21 protein-coding genes and 1 pseudogene are annotated in these 20,435 nt (G+C 71.4%); 9 read left to right on the top strand and 13 right to left on the bottom strand.

Annotated features, from left to right (window positions below; all coding sequences use genetic code 11):
• Positions 1-294 precede the first annotated feature (294 nt).
• The 4 genes from HCK00_RS00285 (at position 295) to HCK00_RS00270 (ending at position 2,904) form a co-directional block, all read left to right on the top strand.
• Entirely contained in the window at positions 295-525 is a 231-nt protein-coding gene (locus tag HCK00_RS00285; RefSeq protein ID WP_168099676.1) for a type II TA system antitoxin, ParD family, read from the top strand.
• Between the two features lie 14 nt (positions 526-539).
• A complete protein-coding gene (locus tag HCK00_RS00280) occupies positions 540-932 on the top strand; it encodes a type II toxin-antitoxin system VapC family toxin (protein ID WP_206319741.1) in 393 nt (130 codons plus the stop codon).
• 285 nt (positions 933-1,217) lie between these two features.
• The gene (locus HCK00_RS00275; protein ID WP_168099674.1) at positions 1,218-1,658 is read left to right on the top strand and encodes a VOC family protein; all 441 of its coding nucleotides are present in this window, start codon (positions 1,218-1,220) and stop codon (positions 1,656-1,658) included.
• Positions 1,659-2,049: 391 nt separating this feature from the next.
• Complete coding sequence (locus HCK00_RS00270; protein ID WP_168099673.1) at positions 2,050-2,904, top strand: alpha/beta fold hydrolase; 855 nt, start codon at positions 2,050-2,052, stop codon at positions 2,902-2,904.
• A 129-nt stretch (positions 2,905-3,033) separates the two neighbouring features.
• Here the strand turns inward: HCK00_RS00270 and HCK00_RS00265 are convergent, their stop codons facing one another.
• From HCK00_RS00265 to HCK00_RS00235, 7 genes are all read right to left on the bottom strand, one after another.
• Entirely contained in the window at positions 3,034-3,420 is a 387-nt protein-coding gene (locus HCK00_RS00265; protein ID WP_168099672.1) for a PIN domain-containing protein, read from the bottom strand.
• Positions 3,421-3,450: 30 nt separating this feature from the next.
• Positions 3,451-3,684, bottom strand: coding sequence for a type II toxin-antitoxin system VapB family antitoxin (locus HCK00_RS00260; RefSeq protein ID WP_168099671.1), 234 nt, complete (start codon positions 3,682-3,684; stop codon positions 3,451-3,453).
• A 146-nt stretch (positions 3,685-3,830) separates the two neighbouring features.
• On the bottom strand, positions 3,831-5,126 hold the full coding sequence (locus HCK00_RS00255; RefSeq protein WP_168099670.1) for a serine hydrolase domain-containing protein: 1,296 nt from the start codon (positions 5,124-5,126) through the stop codon (positions 3,831-3,833).
• Positions 5,123-6,097: a glycoside hydrolase family 68 protein gene (locus HCK00_RS00250; protein ID WP_168099669.1), complete on the bottom strand. Its 975-nt coding sequence runs from the start codon at positions 6,095-6,097 to the stop codon at positions 5,123-5,125. Before HCK00_RS00250 ends, HCK00_RS00255 begins: the two co-directional genes overlap by 4 nt.
• Before the next feature lie 61 nt (positions 6,098-6,158).
• Positions 6,159-6,983 (bottom strand): carbohydrate ABC transporter permease, encoded by an 825-nt coding sequence (locus HCK00_RS00245; RefSeq protein ID WP_168099668.1) that lies wholly within the window; start codon positions 6,981-6,983, stop codon positions 6,159-6,161.
• On the bottom strand, positions 6,980-7,906 hold the full coding sequence (locus tag HCK00_RS00240) for a carbohydrate ABC transporter permease (protein ID WP_311765084.1): 927 nt from the start codon (positions 7,904-7,906) through the stop codon (positions 6,980-6,982). Before HCK00_RS00240 ends, HCK00_RS00245 begins: the two co-directional genes overlap by 4 nt.
• A gap of 79 nt (positions 7,907-7,985) precedes the next feature.
• Positions 7,986-9,368 (bottom strand): ABC transporter substrate-binding protein, encoded by a 1,383-nt coding sequence (locus HCK00_RS00235; RefSeq protein WP_168099667.1) that lies wholly within the window; start codon positions 9,366-9,368, stop codon positions 7,986-7,988.
• Positions 9,369-9,587: 219 nt separating this feature from the next.
• On the opposite strand from HCK00_RS00235, the gene HCK00_RS00230 reads away from it, so the two are divergent.
• Together HCK00_RS00230 and HCK00_RS00225 are read left to right on the top strand one after the other, a co-directional pair.
• Positions 9,588-10,616, top strand: a complete 1,029-nt coding sequence (locus tag HCK00_RS00230; protein ID WP_168099666.1) for a LacI family DNA-binding transcriptional regulator — start codon at positions 9,588-9,590, stop codon at positions 10,614-10,616.
• Positions 10,617-10,740: 124 nt separating this feature from the next.
• Complete coding sequence (locus HCK00_RS00225) at positions 10,741-12,183, top strand: Fic family protein (protein WP_168099665.1); 1,443 nt, start codon at positions 10,741-10,743, stop codon at positions 12,181-12,183.
• A gap of 688 nt (positions 12,184-12,871) precedes the next feature.
• On the opposite strand, the pseudogene HCK00_RS00220 reads toward HCK00_RS00225, so the two are convergent.
• Positions 12,872-13,567, bottom strand: a pseudogene (locus tag HCK00_RS00220) (class I SAM-dependent methyltransferase); the annotation flags it as partial.
• A 107-nt stretch (positions 13,568-13,674) separates the two neighbouring features.
• Complete coding sequence (locus HCK00_RS00215) at positions 13,675-14,142, bottom strand: glycine-rich domain-containing protein (RefSeq protein ID WP_168099663.1); 468 nt, start codon at positions 14,140-14,142, stop codon at positions 13,675-13,677.
• Positions 14,143-14,370: 228 nt separating this feature from the next.
• Here HCK00_RS00215 and HCK00_RS00210 point away from each other — a divergent pair, with 228 nt between their 5' ends.
• Complete coding sequence (locus HCK00_RS00210; protein WP_168099986.1) at positions 14,371-15,633, top strand: helix-turn-helix domain-containing protein; 1,263 nt, start codon at positions 14,371-14,373, stop codon at positions 15,631-15,633.
• A 322-nt stretch (positions 15,634-15,955) separates the two neighbouring features.
• On the opposite strand, the gene HCK00_RS00205 is transcribed toward HCK00_RS00210, so the two are convergent.
• Complete coding sequence (locus HCK00_RS00205; RefSeq protein ID WP_168099662.1) at positions 15,956-16,177, bottom strand: DUF397 domain-containing protein; 222 nt, start codon at positions 16,175-16,177, stop codon at positions 15,956-15,958.
• A gap of 222 nt (positions 16,178-16,399) precedes the next feature.
• On the opposite strand from HCK00_RS00205, the gene HCK00_RS00200 reads away from it, so the two are divergent.
• Entirely contained in the window at positions 16,400-16,894 is a 495-nt protein-coding gene (locus tag HCK00_RS00200) for a GNAT family N-acetyltransferase (protein ID WP_168099661.1), read from the top strand.
• 71 nt (positions 16,895-16,965) lie between these two features.
• Here HCK00_RS00200 and HCK00_RS00195 read toward each other — a convergent pair whose 3' ends face one another.
• Both HCK00_RS00195 and HCK00_RS00190 read right to left on the bottom strand, forming a co-directional pair.
• Positions 16,966-17,187, bottom strand: a complete 222-nt coding sequence (locus HCK00_RS00195) for a DUF397 domain-containing protein (RefSeq protein ID WP_168099660.1) — start codon at positions 17,185-17,187, stop codon at positions 16,966-16,968.
• Positions 17,180-17,974, bottom strand: coding sequence for a helix-turn-helix domain-containing protein (locus tag HCK00_RS00190; protein WP_168099659.1), 795 nt, complete (start codon positions 17,972-17,974; stop codon positions 17,180-17,182). Before HCK00_RS00190 ends, HCK00_RS00195 begins: the two co-directional genes overlap by 8 nt.
• A gap of 262 nt (positions 17,975-18,236) precedes the next feature.
• Here HCK00_RS00190 and HCK00_RS00185 point away from each other — a divergent pair, with 262 nt between their 5' ends.
• Positions 18,237-18,539: a hypothetical protein gene (locus tag HCK00_RS00185; protein WP_168099985.1), complete on the top strand. Its 303-nt coding sequence runs from the start codon at positions 18,237-18,239 to the stop codon at positions 18,537-18,539.
• Here the strand turns inward: HCK00_RS00185 and HCK00_RS00180 are convergent.
• Complete coding sequence (locus tag HCK00_RS00180; protein WP_240965132.1) at positions 18,527-20,041, bottom strand: N,N-dimethylformamidase beta subunit family domain-containing protein; 1,515 nt, start codon at positions 20,039-20,041, stop codon at positions 18,527-18,529. The genes HCK00_RS00185 and HCK00_RS00180 overlap by 13 nt on opposite strands.
• Positions 20,042-20,435 lie beyond the last annotated feature (394 nt).

The following is a 20,435-nucleotide window of genomic DNA, read 5'->3' as shown; positions in this document are numbered from 1 at the left end:
TCACTTGTGGTCTCGGTTGCCGCGTCACCCGCAGCCGTCCACATCTATCCGTCCCGAGCCGATGCCACCGCTGAACTGCGATGGCGCACAGGCATGGACGTTCCTGGAGCAAGATTGGACAACTCGTAATGCGTAGGTCTCGGGTTCGAATCCCGAAGGCGGCTCCGTGGTGAACCCCAGGTCGGGAATCTGACCTGGGGTTTCTTGTTTCGTGTGGAGAGGGCGGGGGCGCTCTTCGGTGGCCTGAGGGGCGCGCTGTCTGCATTTTGCATGCATTGATGCTGCTCTGTCAGCATGGCTGCTCTGACGATTCGGGACGTCCCGGATGACCAGGTCCAGACCTTGAAGGTACGTGCCGCCCAGGCCGGAAAGTCCCTCCAGGCCTACGTTCTCGATCTCATCGCGCGAGAGGCGTCCAAGCCCACCATGGCGGAGATGGTGGCGCGCTTGAATCGGGAGACCACGGCCGGCGTCAGCACGGAGGACGTGCTGGCCGCGATCGACGCGGGCAGGGCCGGGGGGTGAGCGGGACGGTCGTCATGGACTGCTCCGCCCTTGTGCACTTCCTCACCAACCACGATCCGCCCGGTCTTGCCGTTCGTACCCGGGTGGGTGCCGCCGATGCCGTCGCTGTGCCCACGCTCATCGACTACCAGATCCAGTCCGCACTCCTCGGCATGAGGAGAGGGGGCAAGCTCACGGCGCGGGAAGTGGCCAAGGCTGTCGATGCCTACCAGCAGCTCCAACTCGTCCGGCACGAGACGCTCTTTCTGTGGGACCGGGTTCAGGCTCTCCACGGAAACCTGAGCGCCTACGATGCCCAGTACGTCGCCCTGGCCGAGGCTCTCGCCGCAACGCTGATCACCAGTGATGCCAGGATCGACCGGGGCGGTGCCGCGAAATGCGAGATCGAGGTCTTCGCCTCGAACTGACCGAATCACCGCGGGTGGAGTGCCTTCGGCCGGCGGGCCCAGGAAGCGCGGCACCGCGGGCGCTGCCGCGGAGCCGTTCGGCACGCCGGGCGATCCGCTGCGTCCCAAGCTCGCGGTCGTCGTTCGCGATGCCGCGGACCTCCGCACGCGCGCGGCCGATGTCCCTGCTCACCTCAGTATCTTGTTCGGCCCCTTCGGAGGGGAGCAGTACGGCATCGCGTCCGGAGCCCGTCGCTGGAGATGGGCTGCTTGCGGTGGGAGAGTGCGAGCGGCATGATCCCGGCCATGTCCGATCTGCCCGCTCGTCTCTCCGTGGTGACCCTCGGCGCCCGTGATCTGCCGAGGCTGCGCCGGTTCTACAACGATCTGGGGTGGCGGGAGATGCCCGCCGGCGGTGACGACTGGGCGGGATTCCTGCTCGGTGGCGTGCTGCTGGCGCTGTACTCCGTGGATGAACTCGCCGCCGAGGCGGCGACCGCGGCCCCGCCCCCCGCTCAGTGGTCGGGGATCACGCTCGCCTGCAATGTGGACAGCGCCCGGCACGTGGATGCCGCCTTCGCCGCCGCGGTGGCGGCGGGTGCCACCGCGGTCGCCGATCCGGTGGACCGGCCGTGGGGTGGCCGGTCGGCGTACATCGCCGACCCGGAAGGCAATCGCTGGGAGATCGCCTGGGCCCCCGGTGCACGGTTCGACGACCGCGGCGCGCTGACCGGTTTCGGCGGATGAGGGCCGGCGCCCCTCAGGGCCATCCCTTGCCGCCCGGAGCGCGCCGGCCTCGTCGACCCCTACGCGAGCACCTGCGTCGACGCCGTGCTGAAGATCTCGCCGTCCCCGGGCGGACTGTCGCGACAGATGGCTGGGGCCCCGGCCGGCGAGGAAATTCGATCACGTGGGATACGGGTGTCGACTCGGCCGTTCCGTATCCGTGTCCTGGCGGCGGGTGGTGTGGAAGACCGACAGTGGAGTGTGACGTGACCGACCGGGGCCACACGGACCGTCCTGTCAGCACCACCCGGGTCTCCGCCCGGCGCCTCATGGCGGGAAGCCCCGCAGTGGCTCGGAGCGGCTCGGAGCGGCTCGGAGCAAACAACCCACCACAACCGCGTGAGGTGTTTTCGTGCCACAGGTCAGTCTCTCGGCCGGCGTGATCGACTATCAGGACACCGGTGGTGACGGGCCCGTCCTGGTCTTCGGGCACGGTATGCCGATGAACGGGAAGCAGTGGCGCAAGGTCGTGCCCCTGCTGCCGGGATACCGGTGCCTCCTGCCCACCCTGCCGCTCGGTGGGCACCTTGAACCGATGCGGCCCGACGCCGATCTCAGCCACCGCGGAGTGGCGCGGCTCCTCGGCGAGTTCATGGAGCGTCTGGACCTGCGGGACTGCACGCTCGTCCTGAACGACTGGGGCGGAGGACAGTTCCTGGTCCTGGAGGAGCGGCACCGCGTCGCGCGCATGGTGCTCGTGGCCTGCGAGGCGTTCGACAACTTCCCGCCGGGGCCGGCGAAGGCGGCGGCTGCCGTGTGCCGAGTCCCCGGTGGGGTCCTGCTCACCGCCCGCCTGATGGAGATCCCCGCATTGCGGAAGGCTCGCCGGGGGTACGGCGGTATGAGTGTCCGGGGGATTCCGGATGAGCTCATGGACGAGTGGTTCACCCCGGCCAGGACGAGCCGTGCCATTCGCAGGGATTTCGCCAAATTCGCCACCTCGGCGCCCGGTCGCGGGACGTTGCTCGACTGGAGTGAGAGGCTGCGGGAATTCGACGGGCCGGTACTCGTGGTGTGGGCGACGGAGGACCGGTTGATGCCGCGGGAACACGGGCCACGGCTGGCGGAACTGTACCCGCGGGGAAGGCTGGTGGAGATCGCGGACGCCTCCACGCTCATCCCCGAGGACCAGCCCGGGCGACTCGCTCAGGAGATCACCGCTTTCCTCACCGAGACGGGTGCGCGGCCACAGATTCCCGGAGAGTGATCTCCTCCACGAGTCGGGTGCCCGGCTCAAGGGTGAACACGGCCGCGGCGGGTCGACGGTACGCGGGACGCGCCGGGCGGTGTCCGGGCGGAGGCGCCGCGGTGCCGTTCTCCGGTCAGCGGTCAGCGGTCAGCGGTCAGCGGTCAGCGGTCGGCGCTGCCACGCGGCACGACCGTCGTAGGGGAGCACCGTTCGCCGGTGCCGTTCCGCCGTGGCGGCGATCAGCAGGCCGGGAAGGGACAAGGCGCGGTGGAAGCCCGAGTTGAGGGCATGGCGCTGGATCGCGAGGGCGCGGGTGAAGCTGTCGTCGTCGCAGGGGAGGTAGTCGAAGGCGTGGAGCCACGTGCTGATCCGGGTCGCCTCTGAGCTGTCGCGGGCAGAGTGGATCATCTCGTACTCGGTGGGCCGGCAGACGGCGAGGAGATCACGCTCGTGCAGCGGCTTGAGCACCTCCTTGACGCTCGGCTTCGTCCAGCGGGCGAGGGCGGACTTGTCGATCAGGTAGCGGTCCTGCATCAGGCGGCCCGGACGCCGTCACGGCCCCCGTCACGGCCGTCGGTGCTTGAGGGAGCCGTCCGCGTTGCGGGGACCGGTGCTCTCGACGATCTCGCTGAAGTCGAGTTCACCGGCCTCCATGGCGTCGAAGAACTCCTGGCGCAGATGGCGCTTGACCGCGTCCTCCATGGCCAGCCGGACGGCTTTGGCCTTCGTTCTGGTCCCGAAGATGCGCATGGCCTCGGCAACCATGGCTTCATCGAGGTCAATGACGGTTCTCGCCATGGGGTGGTCCCTTCGCAGCTGTAGCCGACTGCGAAACGATGCCACTGATCTGACTCTTCCGATGTCCTTTTGCCCCGGTGGCGCAGCGGGAGAACCCCTGCCACGCTCGCCTCGGCGCGGCAGGGGTTTCCGGTGAACCGCCGGTCTCAGCCGTTCACGGTCTCGCGCAGGGCGTCCACCACCGCGGTGGCGCGGTGGTCCTCCTCGGCCTCCATCTGGTTGGTGAGGAAGGCGAAGCCGACGCCACCCGCCGAGGGGTCCGCGAAGGCGACCTGGCCGCCCGCTCCGTCGTGGCCGAAACCGGCCGGGGTGAGGTAGCGGCGGGCCTCGGAGTCGAGCTGGAAGCCCATGGCCCAGCGTGAGTACGGGCCCGGCACGTCGAACACGGGGGCGCCCTCGGTCTGGACGGCGAGCGCGCTCCGCAGCGTCACGTCGTCCAGGAGGCGGACGCCCTCGGTGGGGGTGACCGTCGCCGACCAGAGGGTGGCCAGCGCCCGTGCGGTGGCCACCCCGCCCGCGCCGGGGATCTCGGCGGCGCGGACGGCGGGGTCGTTGAAACCGCCGTCCGGGGTGACGAGTTCGGCGGGGAAGGCGCCGCCGAGCGTCATCGCCCGGCCCGGCCAGTCCGGGTCGCCCGGTACGCGGGCGGCGGCCTGCCGGGCCACGAGCGCGGCGAGGCCGGCCCCGGCCCACAGGTGGGCCACGCGCTCGTTCAGGTGCGCGGGCAGGCCCAGCCAGGCGTCGGCGCCGAGGGGTTCGGTGAGGTACCGCGCGAACGCCTCGCGCACCGGCAGCCCGGTGACCCGCCGCACGACCTCGCCGATCAGCCAGCCGTGGGTGAGGGCGTGGTAGGCGTACCCGGTGCCCGGCTCCCAGAGCGGTTCCTGCTCGGCCAGGGCGGTGGTGACGGTGTGCCAGTCGAGGACCTCCGCCGGCGAGAACGCGCGGCGCGGCGCGGAGAGCCCGGAGCGGTGCGCGAGGATCTCCCGCACCCGGATGCCTCCCTTGCCGGCCTGCGCGAACTCCGGCCAGTACGTGGCGACCGGCGCCTCGTAGTCGAGCCGGCCCTCCGCCACGAGCCGCGCGGCGAGGACGGACATCAGCCCCTTGGTGCAGGAGAAGATCACGCTCGCGGTGTCCCGCTCCCAGGGGCGGCCGGTGCGGGGGTCCGCGACGCCTCCCCAGAGGTCGACCACCAGCGCGCCGCGGTGGCGGACGGCCAGGGCCGCCCCCATGTCCGGGTTGCCGTCGAAGGCCCGCTCGAAGGCGTCGCGAACCGGCTCGTAGCCGGGGGCCGTCCGGCCGTGGATCGCGGGCGCGCCGGAAGCAGCACCGGGGGCGGCGGGGGCGGCGGGGGCGGCGGGGGCGGCGGGACCGCCGGTGGCACCCTCGGCACCCGCGGCCCCCCGGGCCCCGGCGGGGCCGGGCGTCGTGGCCGTCATCGGGTCTCCTGCAGACGTGCGACGGTCAGCTGTCCGTCCGGGGACCAGCCGAGCGGGAGGGGGTCGGAGATCCGGCCGACGAAGTCGGTGTCCGGGCCGGTGTTCTCGAACGCGAGCAGGACCCACCGCCCGTCGTGGTCGCGGACGGCGCGCCCGCTGTAGAGGTCGTCACCGGTGAGCAGGGTCGCGTCCGCGGCGGGTATGGGGCCCGTCGGATCGTCCACGGGGACGGCCCAGATGCCGCCGTCCTCGCCGCGGTCCCGGCGTTCGCCCACGACGTGCGCGGTGTCGCAGGAGAAGAGCACCGCGTGCCGCCCGTCGACGGTGACGAGTTGCGGGACCTCCAGGTGGGCGAAGCCCGCGCCGGGGGCGCTGAGCGGCTCCCGCACGGTCCAGGTCACCAGGTCCGGGGACGTGGCGTGCCCGATGACGCCGCGGTCGAGCGGGTCGCCGTGCGTGGCGCGGGCGGTGATCAGCATGTGCCAGCCGTCCCCGGCGGGGTCGGCGAAGACCCAGGGGTCGCGCCAGGTCTCCTCGCGCCAGGTCCCGTCCGGGTAGGTCTCGTAGTGGCGCGGGTCGGCGCCGAGGACGGTCGCGGGCTCCTTGGTCCAGGTGTGGAGGTCGGTGGAGACGGCCACGCCGATGGTCTCGATGTTGGCCGCGGAGCCGGAGACCGGGAAGCGGGCGCCGGTGTAGAACATCCGCCAGCGGCCGTCCGGGCCGGGCACGACGGAGCCGGTCCAGGTGGCCGTCTCGTCGTGGTCGCCGGGGCCGCCGGGGGTGAGGACCGGGCCGAGGTCCTCCCAGTGGCGCAGGTCCGTGGAGACGGCGTGGCCGACGGTCGCGTTGCGGTGGCGGAGGTTCTGGTCGCCGAGGGAGCGCGGCGCGTGGAGGTAGTAGAGATGGTGGCGGCCGCCGGATTCGGCGAGCCAGAAGTCCCAGACCCAGTGGTCGTCGAGGGCGAAGGTCACGTGTGCTCGATTCGGGGTTCGCGGGGGGTGGGGGCCGTGCGGGCGGGCCCCGGGAGACGGGTCAGCTCTTGACGGCGCCGGAGAGCAGCGCCTTGACGAACTGGCGCTGGAAGATCAGGAACACGATGATCACGGGCGTGATGACGATCAGCGCCCCGGCGTTGAGCAGCGGGATGCTCAGGGAGTACTGGCCCTGGAAGAAGGTCAGCGCTCCCGCCGCGGTCCGTTCGAGCGGGTTGTCGATCAGCACCACCGGCAGCAGGAACTGGTTCCACGTCCACAGGAAGTAGAGGATCGCCAGCGCGGAGATCGCGGGCATCGCCAGCGGGAGCTGGATCCGGCGGAACTCCTGCCACAGCCCCGCGCCGTCGACTCGGGCGGCCTCCGACAGCTCCCGGGGGACGTTGATGAAATGCGCCCGCATCCAGAACACGCCGAACGGCATGAACAGGCCGATCAGCGGCAGGATGACCGCCCACCGGGTGTTGAGCGTGCCCAGCGTCTGCGCCTGGTAGTAGAGCGGGATGATCAGCGACTCGAAGGGGATGGTCAGCCCCAGTACGAGGAAGATCAGCACCGCCCCGCCGCCCCGCACGCGCAGCGTGCCGAGGGCGTAACCGGCGAGGGTGGCGGCCAGCAGGGCGGCGGGGACCACCCCGGCCACGATCAGCACGCTCGATCCCATGAGCGTGCCGACGTGCCCGGTTTCGAACGCGGCGGCGAAGTTGCCCCACTGCGGATCGGTGGGCCAGGCCAGCCCGGTCGGGTTGACGTCCGCCGGCTGGAGCGCCGCCGAGACCATGTTGAGCAGCGGCAGCAGGGTGAGCACCAGGGCGAGGACGAGCAGGACGCGCCCGGTGAGGACCTCGGTACGGCTGGAGTTCATCGGTCACCCGCCCGGGCGAGACGCTGGATCGGCAGCACGAGCGCCACCACAAGGATCATGAGCACGATTCCGAAGGCCGAGGCGAGCCCCACGTCGCTCTGCGTGAACCCGATCCGGTAGATCGAGATGGCAGGGACGAGCGTCTCGCGTCCGGGGCCGCCCTGGGTCGACGTGTAGATGATGTCGAAGCTGCTCAGCGCGGCGATCATGGAGAGGGTGACGAGGACGGCGATCTCCTGGCGCAGTCCGGGCAGCGTGATGGTGAAGAACTCCCGCCACCAGCCCGCGCCGTCGATGCGCGCGGCCTCGTACAGCGAGGGGTCGATCTTCCCGATGCCGGTGAGCAGCAGCACCGTGCACAGGCCGGTCAGCACCCAGGAGCCGATCAGCCCCACCGCGGGCAGGGCCGTGCCGTAGTCCGCGAGCCAGGGGCGGGCGAGCCATCCCAGCCCCACCGCCTCCAGGATCTCGTTGACGGCGCCCGTCTGCGCGTACATCCAGGACCAGGCGATACCGGCCGCCGCCAGCGGGATGACCTGCGGCAGGAAGAGGATCGTCTGGGACGCCCGCGCGAAGCCGCCGGAGCGCAGCGACCGGATGAGGGTCGCCAGCACCAGCCCGGCCCCGACGGGGATCACGGTGAAGAACACCAGCAGCGTCAGCGCGTTGCCGATGGCGCCGAGCAGCTCCGGGTCCGTGAAGACGGTCGCGTAGTTCTCGAACCCGACCCAGGTGGCCAGGCCGACACCGTTCCAGTCGTAGAACGAGTACTGCACGCCCACGATCAGGGGCCAGACCACGAACCCGACGTAGGCGAGGAGGGCGGGGAGGAGGAGCAGCCACCCGTGCGCCTCCCCGCGCCGGGGGCCCTTGCGGGGGGCGGCCCGGCCGGTGCGGCGCACGGGGGCGGGGACGCCGGTCACTGCGGCCCTCCCCGCGGGGGGCGCCCCGCCCGCCCGCGCGCGGCGGCCGGGCGGGGTGCGGGGCGCGCGATGCCCGTGGTCATCGCTTGCCGACCTCCTTCTCGTAGAACTTCTGCACGCGCTGGACGAACTCCTTGCCGCTGATCTTGCTCGTCACCAGGAGCTGGGACTCCGGGATGATCGAGCCGGAGTAGATACCGGCGGTGGTGTTGGCCATGAAGTCGACCTGGCCGCCCTCGTTGGCGATCTGGGTGGACATCTCCAGCGCCGACTCGGCGAGTGAGCCGGCCTTCGCCTTGGGCTGGGGCAGCGAGGGGTCGCCGCCGGCCGAGGCCCCGGTGACGTCGAGGACGATCTGGCGGGCCTTCGCGTCGGTGTGCACCCAGTTGAGGAAGTGGACGATCTCGTCCTTGTTCTTGGACTTCGCGGCGACGGAGAAGGAGTTGGCGGCGCCCATGGCCACGTGCCCCTCGCCCTTCTTCGCCGGTGGCACCAGGAAGAAGGTCACGTCGTCGCCGAGCCCCTTCTGGTAGTTCGCCGCCTCCCAGTTGCCGTTGAAGGTGAACAGGCCCTTGCCGTCGTTGAAGCGGCTGACGAAGGCGAAGTAGTCGAGGGAGTTGATGTCCTTCGGGAAGTACCCCGCGTCCGCCCACTTGCGGACCAGCTCGGCGCCCTTCCGGTTGCCCGGGGTGTCGTAGCTCGCGCCGGGCTTGTTGTACATCCAGGTGAGGAACTCCTCCTTGTCGGCGTACTGGTTCATCGCCGCCTGGACGACGAAGTTCACCACGCCGTCCTTGTCGCCGGCGACGATGGGGAGAACGCCCTTCGCCTTGGCCGTCGCCAGGTCCTCCTCCAGCTCGCCGAGGGTCTCCGGCGGGCCGTCGATCCCGAGCTCCTCGGCCAGCTTCGTGTTCATGTAGATGCCGGTGACGCTGTAGCCGAGGCCGAGCTGGTAGAGGCCGCCGGAACCGCGGACGCCGTCCTTGTCCATCCGCAGCGGTTCGAGCTGGGACTCGGGCCAGGAGTCCCAGCCGTAGGCCTTGTGGTACGGGTCGAGGTTGGCGAGCAGCCCGTCCTTGACGGTCTCGCCCATGGTGGGCAGGCGGATCAGGTCCGGCGGGTTGTTGCTGGCCAGCAGCCGGGGGGCGTTCGCCGTGAGGTTCTGGAACGTGTCCCGGTTGACGGTGAAGGTGACGTTCGGGTGCTGCCGCGTGTACTCCTCGGTCAGCTTGTCCGTGAGCGGGAACCCCGTCTCGTCGGCGATGGTGAGCTTGACCTTCTTCTTGGTCAGCTCGGTGGAGACGTCCGAGGCGTCGGGGGTGTCCGACGACCCGCCGCCTCCGTCCGTGCCCGGGGCGCAGGCCGCGAGGACCAGTCCCGCCGTGACGGCCGCCGCTATCGCTGCCGGGGCGCGCCGCGCGCCGCGTCGACGGCTGGGCTGCCGTCCGTCCCTGTGTGCCATGTCGGCTCCTTCCGGGAGCGCCCGCGGACCGGTCGTCCGGCGCGGGGCGGGAGACGGTCGCCCCGCGGCGTCCCACCGCGGAACGGTTCGTTCCAGTCTGCGTCGCTCCACTGCTAAAAGGTTTTAGCTTGCGTGTTAGGCTCACGGCGCCAAGTCGTCCTGTCAAGGGTCGTGACGTATTCGTCCTCAAAGGGTGAAGTGGGGACGGGAAGGAGCGCGATGCCGCGGAAACGGGTCACTCTCGCCGACGTGGCGCGCCGGGCGGGCCTGTCCACCACCGCGGCTTCGATGATCCTCAACGGCCGGCCCGACACCCGGCTCTCCGAGGACGCCCACGAGCGGGTCCACGCGGCGGCGGCCGAGCTGGGGTACCGCCCCAACGTCGCGGCCCGCGGCCTGCGCACCGACAAGACGCTGACCATAGGCTTCGTCTCCGACGCGGTCGCCACCACCCGCTTCGCCGGCGGCCTCATCCAGGGCGCGCTGGACGCCGCCCAGCAGGCAGGGCACGTCGTCCTGGTGACGGAGACCGGCGGCGACACCCGCCGCGAGACCGAGGCGATAGCGGCGCTCCTCGACCGGCAGGTCGACGGGATCATCTTCGCCACCGTGCGCGCCCGCGAGCTGTACGTCCCGGACCTGCCCGAGGGCACGGACGCCGTCATGCTCAACGCCACCAACGCCCGCCACCCCACGGCCGTCCTCCCCGACGAGGCCACCGGGGGCCGCGCCGCCGTCGAACTCCTGGTCGCGGCCGGCCACGCGGAGGGCATCGCGCTGATCGGCCAGAGCGACGAGGCCGAGCGGGGCCTCTTCCGCTCCAGCACCGTCGCCCGCCGGGTCGAGGGCATCCGGCGCGCCATGGCCGGGCACGGCCTGGAGTTCCTGGCCGAGGAGTCCATCTGGGACTGGGAGCCGCAGCACGGCTACCGGACCACCCTCGCGCTGCTCCGCCGCCGCCCGGACGTCCGCGCGCTGCTCTGCCTCAACGACCGCCTCGCCTTCGGCGCCTACCAGGCCCTCGCCGAACTGCGGCTGGACATCCCCGGGGACGTCTCCGTCGTCTCCTTCGACAACGACGAGGTCGCCGCCTACCTCCGCCCCGGCCTCACCACCGTCGCCCTGCCGCACGAGGCGATGGGCCGCCGTGCCGTCGAACTCCTCCTCGGCCGCGCCGAACCGGCCGAGGTGCTGCTGCCCATGCCGGTGATCACCCGCGAATCGGTGGGCCCGCCCCGGGGGCGGTGAGCGGGCCCATGGTGTCGAGCCCGCCGGAGGGAGGGCTGTCCGGGGCTCCGTGTGACGGGGAGCCGGTCCCTCTCGCGGGGGAGATTTCGCCCCGCCGAACCCACTGGTGCCGCAGCATTGGCAGATGCTCTTCGCCACCCCCGCCCTGACCTCGGATGACCGTCGTGTCATCGAGGAGGTCGAGATCGTCCGCGCCGAACTCCGGCGCCGGCTCGCCCGGCCCTGCCGCTGGGAGGGGCAACTCCGCCGATCGCTCACCGCAGCCGCCGTTCGGGGGTCGACGCACATCGAGGGCTTCACCATCAGCGCCGACGAGGCGGAAACCCTGATCGCGGGCGGCGACATCTCGCCCGAGACCGACGAAGCCACCCGCAACGCGGTCACGGGCTATCGGGACGCCCTCACCTACGTCCAGCACGCCGCGGACTTCCCGATCTTCGCCTGGGACCACACGCTCTTCTCGGCCCTGCATTTCATGATGACCAGGGCCGCGGACAAGGAGGTGCGCCCCGGCGAGTACCGCACCGGCGGCGTCCGGATCTCCGGAGGGCCGAATCGTCCGCCGGTCTACACCGCACCGGACGCCGAGCACGTCCCCGCGCTCATGGGCGAGCTGATCCACTGGCTCGCCGAGGGGGACCTGGACGCCCCCGCCCTCGTACGGGCCTCCATGGCGCACTTCAACCTCGTCTCCATCCATCCCTGGTGTGACGGCAACGGCCGGATGTCCCGCGCTGTGCACACGCTCGTCCTGGCCCGGGACGGCGTCCTCGCCCCGGAGTTCTCCAGCATCGAGGAGTGGCTCGGCGCGGACGAGTTCAACACCCGCGAGTACTACGCCGCCCTGCGGGAGGTCCGTACCTCCTGGCAGCCCGAGCGGGACACCGCCTCCTGGATCAGGTTCTGCCTCACCGCCCATCACCTCCAGGCCCAGGAGGTGCAGCGCCGTTTCGAAGCTGCGGCCCGGCTCTGGTTCCGCCTGGAGCGCCTCGCCGAGCAGCACCGTCTCGACGAGCGCACCGTCTCCGCCCTGTACGCCGCCGCGCAGGGGCACCTGCGGCGGACCACCTACCAGGCCGAGGAGACGCTCACCCGGGATCAGGCCCTCGCCGACCTCCGCAGGCTGCGTGGGCTGGGGCTCGTCGAGCCCGTCGGCCATGCGCGGACGCAGCGGTACATCGGGGGTTCGGTGGTCCGCGGGCTCCGTGGCGAGGTGCACGCGGAGGTCCACGCCGACCTGTACCGCGAGCCGTACGGCCGGCCGGGAGGGGCGGGCGGCTTCGCGTTGCGGCCGGGCCTTCTCCGCGGTCGGTCTCTCCGGATGACCGAGTCGCGGGTGGCGGCGCGGACCCGCCTGCCCCCTCGCTTTCGACCGCTCGGTAAATCCTTAGTGGGAGGCGGGGTCAGAAGAGGGAATTGCCGTACAGCAATTCGCCTTGGGCGTCGTAGACGGCAACGGATCCCGTCTTGTCCTGACCCTTGGCCCATTCGGCGAACGCGTCCGCTACGCCGGTGCCCGTCGGGGGTTCGTCGTCCGGATTCGCGGGCGCGTGATCGGTCGAAATGAAAACTCTGCCTCCTTCCTTCCCCCAGTTCCCGATCACGGCTTTTACGTGCCCTACTACAGTGGGCTCGTTCGGTCCGTTGTTGGCGACGTGCTCGACGAATTCTCGGGCGATCTTCTTCGACTGGTCAGGGTGGGAATCTTCCGGAATTGTGCGAGGGGCCGGGACGGGTGATGTGGCCTCCGGTTCGGAGATGAAGAAGCCGCATCCGGTCGCCGTGATGATTGACGTTGCCGCCATCAGGGAAACGGCGAGACGTCGAGCGGGAGGAAACATGTCATCCTTAACTCTGGTCGAATGTTCTGAAGTGTCGAACCGCCTCCATATTTCACATGTGCGGGGAGGATTGCCGACACGTCTGGAAGGCTTGATGGTGTCCGCCTTGTTGTTCCAGTTGCGTAAAGGGCCTGGCTCTCATGTGACCGGTCCCTTCGTCATGGTCCGGCTGGAGGCCGGGCCGATGTTACACCGCGACTTCATATTCGGCTTACGCCCTTGCATTTCGAGTCAGGTGTGGGATTGTTTCCGGTCACCGAGTGGCCAGGGCTCTGGCCGGCGTGGTAGACCCCCCGTTGGGGTCGGCGTCCAGGGTTCGACGGGTTTTCGCGGGTTCGATTCGGGCTGAATGGCCCGGCGCCCTTGTGTGGGCGGGTCTGGGATCTCTGCTCCGTGCCTGACCCCGCTCCAGAGCGGGTGGTATCCGCTCACCAGCTGCGTGTCGGCGGTGCGCGGCCCGCCGGTGGCGGCAGGCAGTACGTCGACCGTGATGGTGGTGAATCCGGCTTCGTCGAGCAGCTTGACCCACACATGTTCCTGGAGGACCCAGCGGTGCATCGTGGTGGGTTCGCCCTCGGGCGACTTTGCCGGGATGTCGGTGGCCACGGCATCAGGCTGGGCGGGCGCCCCGTTCAGGTGGTGGGCGAGGGTTGCGAATACCAGTCTGCCGCCCGGCTTGAGCGCGGCTGCTGCTGCCGGCAGCACCGTGCGTGGGTCCGTGAAGTCCAGAGCGCCGAAGACGCTGTACAGCACGTCGTACGCGCCGGTCTTCGCCCGCAGGTGGGGCACCGCGTCGGCCTGCACGATGCGCAGGCGTGGCGCGAGATGGGCGTAGAGGTCGGTTGCCATGGCGTGCTGGGCGGGTGAGGCATCGATGGCGGTGACGCGGGCCGGTTGGTGATGCACGGTCAGGTGTGCCGCGTGCCGGGCCGCGCCGGCACCGAGGTCGCCCACACGGCGGCCGGTGAGATCGCCCAGGATCTCGGGGCCGGGGCCGGTGTTCTGGCTCCAGCTCCAGCGGAAGGTGCTGGGGACCGTGCGGTCGAGGGTGGCGCGGGTGCGGCCGTAGTGGTGCCAGAGGTCCGGGGTGCTGGTGGTCACCGGGCCCATCCTGGCGCCCGTGACAGGGTGGCGGGGCGGTTCTGCGGAATCTCACTCAGGCGCGTGCTCTCGGGCCCGGGCCGGATGGCCGGGGCCCGAGGCGCTCGCCGGGGTGGTCAGTGTGAGTCGTTGCCGGGGTGGCACGGGCCGCAGTCGGCGGCATCCGTCCACAGCGGCAGGTCGACCTCCCAGCCGTCGGCGGCAATGACGTGGGCCGTCGTCATCACCGAGTCGTCGTTCTTCATGTCGACCTCGGGCACGTGGTGCAGGAAGTGCCCGCCGTTGAAGTTCTGGCACAGCTCGGCGTAGGCGACGGTGTCCAGGATGATCGTGTGGACGCCGATGTCGACGAGCGTGCTGGGCGCCAGACCCAGACCCTCGCCCCGGTGGTTCATGGCGGTCAGCAGGTAGGCGTATCCCTGGCCGAGGACCCGGGTGGCCATGACCGAGTCGTAGGGGTAGTCCCGCATGAGGAGCCCGACCTGCTTGTCCCACAGCTGGGTGGGTACGGCCTGTCGTGCGCTGCGGATTGGACCGGTCGCCGCGTCGGCAGGCAGGGCGGGCGCGGTAGCTGTCGTGATCATGGCGTGCCTTCCGGTGGATGGTGGCCCCGCGGGTCGGGGCGGCTGCTCCTCCCAGCACAGCGCGCCGGCCGGTTGCTGTGTGATCAACTCGCCTGTGGCGCACGGCATTTGCACGGAGTGCAAGGGGCCTCGACGTGCCGGGCCGGTGTCCGTAGCGTGGAGGTCCCCCCGGTTTGTGGCGGTGTGGGAGGGGGACGTGTGCCTGTTGACCCGCTCTGGAACAGCGCGATGGCGCTGGAGTTGGCCGCTCAGCGGCGTCCTGGTGCGTTGGTGCGGCTCGGGCGCCGGCACCGTGCCTGGACGCTGGCTGTGCTCGGGGGCCGGATCGGCTGTTCGGCGGCCACGGTCTCCCGGCTGGAGCGCCGCACGCGGATCGTCGACCTGGCCTTGGTCCACCGTGCCGCTCACGAGGTCGGGGTGGCGCGACCCATCCTGGTGATGTCCCTGGCGCCGCCTCCTGCGACGGGCCTGGTGGCCACTACAGTGACGGCCAGTCCGTGTGACGCCGAGGAGGGCCCCATGCGACGCCGTACGCTGTTCACCGCCACGGCGGCCGCAGGTCCCGCCGCTGTGCTGATGGGGCTGGACGACGCTTTGGCCGCCACCCCCGCCCCACCTGGAGCCGGCCCGTTGGACAAGCGCCTGGCCGGCGCCCGCGCACTGTACGACCGGGGTGCGCATGCTCGGCTTCTCGCCGCGCTGCCCGGCCTGATCGCCGACGCGCACCGCGGCGCCGCTTCCCGCCGCGAGCTGGACCAGGCACGGCTGTCCGCCGTGTACAGCCTCGCCTCTGCCGTGCTGATCAAGCTGGGCTCCTACGACCGTGCCCGGCTCACCGCGGACCGTGCCCGGACCTGGGCGGAGATCTCCGGTTCCCCGCTCGCGGCTGCGGCGGCAGCGCGGGAGCTGGCGATCGTGCTGCGCCACCAGGACCACCATGGCGCGGCCCGGCGTCTGATGTCCTCGGCGGCCGCGGACCTGGAGGCAAGTGGGCTGCGCAGCGACGCCGCGGCGGCCGCGTACGCGCAGATGCTGTGTACCTTGGCCTACACCGCCGCCCGGGGTGGGCGGCGCGCCGAGGCCCTGGCGATGGCCGAGGAGGCGCGCCGCGCGGCCGGGAGGCTGCCGCAAGTGGCTCCTCCTGGTCGGTTGTTCGCGATCAGTCCGGCCGCTGTCGACCTGTACGCGGTGGGGGTGCACTGGGCACTGGGCGACGCCGGTGCCGCGCTGGAAGCGGGGAAGGATCTGCGGCCCGGGCAGTTCCCGACCGCCGAGCGCAAGGCCCGGCTGGGCACTGACATGGCGCGTGCCTGGTGGGCCTGGCAGCGGCCCGAGCAGACCGCCCGCGCACTGCTGGAGGCCTATCGGGCCAGTCCCGGCGAAGTCCGCGACCGGCCCGCGATCCGCCGCATCGTCACCGAGCTCGCCGAGCGGCATCCGCGCACCAGCGGTGTACGCGAGTTGCACGCCGCCGTGACACAGACCGGTTGAGGCGCAGCCTCCAACCCGGCTCCGATGTTGTTCAGCGGTCCCGGTACAGGGGCCGTTGCGTAGGTCGATCCGTCCCGAACGCCGTGCCGGCCCCGAGCCTGGGTTGACGTCCCGGTTCAGGCAGGGTGCGGGCACAGTGCAGGCACGATCTCGGTGATCATGTGAGTGTCGAAGTCCCATGAACACTTGGCGAGTCCGTGCCTGCTCCTGCCTCTTCTCCCATGCCCACCGCGCCGGCCCGACTGAGCCGGACAGCCGCGCCGGCCCCAACGGCGGACGCGGTTGCCCTGTCCGGCTTCCCGGACCTGGTGCCCGACCCGTATCAGGCCCGGAAGGTTCCGGTCTTCACGGCGGTGACGAAGGCCGACCAGTTGAAGGCCGGGACGAGCAGGGCCGGGCCGTGGGGGTTCTTGGAGTCGCGGACCGGGACACCCGCCGGGTGGTGGTCGAGCACTTCGAGGCAACTACCGCCTTCATTGTTGCTGTACGACGACTTGCGCCAGCCCAGGGCCACGCCTGCGTTCGGGAATGTGTACTCAGCCATGGCGACCGAACTCCTTCACCGTCGCCCTCAACGGGGTAGGGGGATCCATCTGCGGGAGCACTTCAACCATCCTGAGCGTAGGTGTCGCGGATGTGCTCGACCAGGGACGGGACTCGTGGAGCTTTCCCGGATAAGGGGAGTGCCGTCTTGTGTGCGCGGAAGCGGGGGACGGGAGGCGGTTCCGCGTTGCGGCCGGGGCTCCTCCTGGGTCAGTCTCTCCGGATGATCGAGTTGCGGGTACTGGCGGCGGACGACTGGGCGGTGTGGCGTGAGCTGAGGCTGGCCTCGCTCGCCGAGGATCCGCACGCCTTCGGGGCCACGCTCGCCCAGTGGCAGGGGGAGGGCGACCGGGAGGAGCGGTGGCGCGCCCGGTTGAGCCTGCCCGGCTCGTGCAGCGTCCTCGCCACGCTCGACGGGGAACCGGCCGGGATGGCCGGCGGCGTTCCGGGCCCGGAGGACGGTGTCATCGAGCTGATCTCCATGTGGGTCGGCAAGGGCGCGCGGGGACGCGGTGTGGGGGACCGGCTGATCCGGGCGGTCGAGGAGTGGGCCGTGCGCGAGGGCGCGGAAGTCCTGGAGCTCGCGGTCATGCCCGGTAACGCGCACGCGCTCGCGCTGTACGGCCGGCACGGTTTCACCGACGCCGGACAGGCCGGTGAGTTGCTGCCCGACGGGCGGCGGACGCACGTCATGGCGAAGCGGCTCGCGTCCGGCTGACGGGCCGCCAGGCCCGGGCGCTGCGGACGCGGTACCGCGACCCCGGGCCGGTGATGGGCTGAGCGGCCGTGTCAGGCCGGGAAGGTTCCGGTCTTCACGGCGGTGACGAAGGCGGACCAGCCGGGTGCCGGGACGAGCAGGGCCGGGCCGTCGGGGTTCTTGGAGTCGCGGACCGGAACGCCCGCCGGGTGGCCGTCGAGCACTTCGAGGCAGCTGCCGCCGTCGCTGTTGCTGTAGGACGACTTACGCCAGCCCGTGAGTGCATCGGCGTTCCGGATCATGTGCTCAGTCATGGTGCCCGAACTCCTTCGCGGTCGCCCTCATCAGGGCCAGCGATTCCTTCTGCGGGAGCGCTTCGCCCATCGCGAGAGCGTAGTCGCTGTGGATGCGCTCGACCAGGGCCGGGGATTCGTGGAGCTTCCCCATGAACATGCCTTCGGTGTAGGCGACCGGTGGTTGGTCCTCGAACCACATCAGCGTCACCATGCCCATCAACAAGGGGTGGCTGCCCACGCCGAGCGGCAGGACGTGGACGCGTAGACGTGCGCATTCCGCCAGGTGGATCATGTGCGTGATCTGTTCGGCCATGACCGCAGGGCCGCCGACGGGGCGGCGCAGTACCGACTCGTCCAGCAGGGCCCATACTGCGGGCTTCACCGGATCGTTCAGAATCTTTGCCCGGTCCAGGCGTGTGACGACGAGTTCGTCACGTTCTTCTCCACTCCGAGGTGGGAAGTTCGTGGAGAGCACCGCACGGGCGTACGCCTCCGTCTGGAGAATGCCCGGGACGTAGGAGAGGGCGAACTCGCGGATGACGGTCGCCTGTTGTTCGAGGAGGCGGGCCGGTTCGAAGTAGTCCGCGACGGCCATCTCCGTCTGCGGGAGGAAGTTGCTCAGCACATCTCCCGTGTTCAGCGCCCTGTCCAGGCGGCGGGCGTCTTCCTTGGACGGGATGCGGCGGCCCGCCTCGATGTGGGAGATGTGCGAGCGCGTCATGATCGCCGCGTCCGCCAGCTCCTGCTGCGTCATGCCCGCCGCTTCGCGCTGAGCCCTGAGCCACTCGCCGTATACGTTGCCCATCGCCGCCCCCTCCTGCGACAAATCCCCCGTCACCTGCTGTTCTCTGGCGAGCCTAGCCGCGCCGGTCTCACAGTGTGAGTGGATCGCTACAGAGCGACAGATGAGACCTCATGGTGTGCGGGAGTTGAACATGTTGGATCGCTTGGCTCGCCTCTTCGAACCGCTGTGGCGGTTCCGGTGGCGGGAAGTGGCCTGGGACGGTCAAGGCGCCGGGTGCGTGCCCCCGGCGGCAGCGTCCGAGCCGGAGCGTAGGGGTGGCGCGATGGGCGGCGGCCCGGAGGGGGCACGGCTGTTGCCGTGGACGAACGAGGGGAGGCCGTGCTACCTGCTCGGCGGCAGCGACGGCGGCAGTGACGGTTACGTCTCGCGGATGGCGGACGAGGTGGAGCGCGTGCAGCTCGGCATGGCCGGTGATCTGCTCGGCCACGCGGAGGACCTGCTCGGCGACCGGCGGGCCACCGCGCCCCAGCTGCGTTATCTCGCCGCCCGGCTGACCGAGGCGCTGCGCGACGTCCACCGGATCGCGGAGAGCCGCGGCGCGCGGTCGCGGCGTCAGCCGCCGTAGACGCGGTCGACGTTCGGTTCCGGTTCCGGCCGGTGGCGGGCGGCCGGGCCCTCGGCGAAGGCGCGGAGCAGGTTGCCCGTGGTGCGGGTGACGAAGGCACCGGTCCGGGCGTCCATGCCGTGGTTGCGGCCGTTCTCGCCGGTGCCGGCCATCAGCCCCTCCACCCAGCGCATCGTGCCCGCGGCGAAGACTCCGGCGCCGCTGTCCACCGTGTAGTACGCGGAGTCGTGGTGGCTGGCCCGGCCCTTGCAGCGCAGGGGGGAGTGGGCGACGATCTCCAGCCGTTCCGGGGTGGGGGAGCCGGGCGTGACCCGGTCGTACTCGACGCCGACGAGATGGTCGAAGCCCTCCCCGCGGCGGACTCCGGTGCCCTTGAACAGCCAGTGGCGGGGGCGGTGCACGACGTACGGCGCGTCGGTGGGGAAGCCCTCGTACAACACGCCGGTCAGCGAGGACTCCGGGTCCGCCCCCGGGTCCTGGCGGAAGTCGGTGGTGACCTTCCGGGGATCGTGACGGAACGACGGGTCGTACATGTAGGAGCTCTTGTAGCAGGCGACGGCGCGTCCCGGCCGGTGCTCGGGTTCCTCGGGGCCGGTCTCCAGCCGGACGCGGCGGAAGCAGGTGTTGGCGCCCAGGACGGCGAGGTTGCTGCCCGCGTCGCGCGCCCGGGTCACGGCCTCGCGCAGCCGGGGCGTCCAGTACTCGTCGTGGCCGAGCACCACGACCGCGGTGGCGTCCTTGAGGAAGCCGGGGTCGCGGTGGACGTCGTTGCCGGTCGTGTAGGCCAGCGGGATCCCCAGCCGCTCCGCGTGCACCACGGCGGCCCGCTCGTGGACGAGGAACTTCTCCGCCCCGTCCTTGTCGTACGGACGGTCGAAGCTCACCACGGTGGAACGGGCCCGGTAGCCGCCGTCCGCGCCGGCGTAGAGGCTGTAGCCGCCCCAGCGGTTGTAGGCCTGCCAGGTCGCCGGGGCGTGCAGCAGCACCGTGCGCCCCGCGGCGCTCTCCGAGCGCACCACCAGCGGGACGTACCGCTGGTGGCCGTCGTCGGAGTCGAGCCGCAGCAGATAGGCGCCGCCGGGCCAGCCATCGGTGCCCACCGTCAGGGAGCGGCGCCAGCGGGCCAGCACGGTACGGGTGGGCTGGTGCATCACCGGTCCCGGCTGGGCGCGGCCGGGCACCCGCTCCGACCGCCACACCAGCCGCGCCTGTGCCCCGTCGTACCAGCCGACGCGGAACGCCGACACGCGGAACCGGCGGGCGGTGGTCGAGACGCGCAGCGTCACCTCTTCCCCCGGCCGTACGCTCACCTGGTCGCTGTAGCCGCTCACCGCCTCGTCGGGACCGCGGCTGCGGATGCGCCAGTCCACGCGGGGCGCCGGCCGCTCCCGTGTCACGCCCGGGGTGCAGGCGCCCGCGGCCGGCAGCGTGACCCCCGCGCAGACGCCGAGAAACCGCCGCCGGGTCGGCGCGCCGGAGGGGCCCGTCTCCGGTGATGCCATGGCGCCGTGCCCCTTTCCGCGGATGCCGCCGGTTCTGCCGATTCCGCCGGTCCTGTCGATGCCGCCGGTTCCGCCGGTTCCGCCTGTTCCGGCGACTCCGCCGGTCCCGTGGACGGACCGCCACGGCCGTGTCCGGGCACGGCGGTTCCGTGCCGTGGCCCTGGCCGTCATCGTCGGACGGGCCGGTACGGGCGGCAACCGGAGCGCTGTCGGCCGGACGGGTGGGCCCCGCTACGGGCTCGCGCCGTGGGGTGGGCCGTGGGCGCGCGCCGTGGCGGCGTCCCGGTTTCCGCATCCCGGCGCGGGACGCGGGGCGCGGGGGGCCGGGGGCGGGAGCCCGGCCCGCCGCCGTGCGAGTGACGGAACGGGAGGCCGCGCGGGGGCGCGGGAGGAG

It is taken from the genome of Streptomyces zingiberis, from assembly GCF_012034935.1.
Lineage (GTDB): Bacteria > Actinomycetota > Actinomycetes > Streptomycetales > Streptomycetaceae > Streptomyces > Streptomyces zingiberis.
Note: the sequence above shows the minus strand (reverse complement) of the source record. Positions and strands in the feature narration are given on the sequence as shown.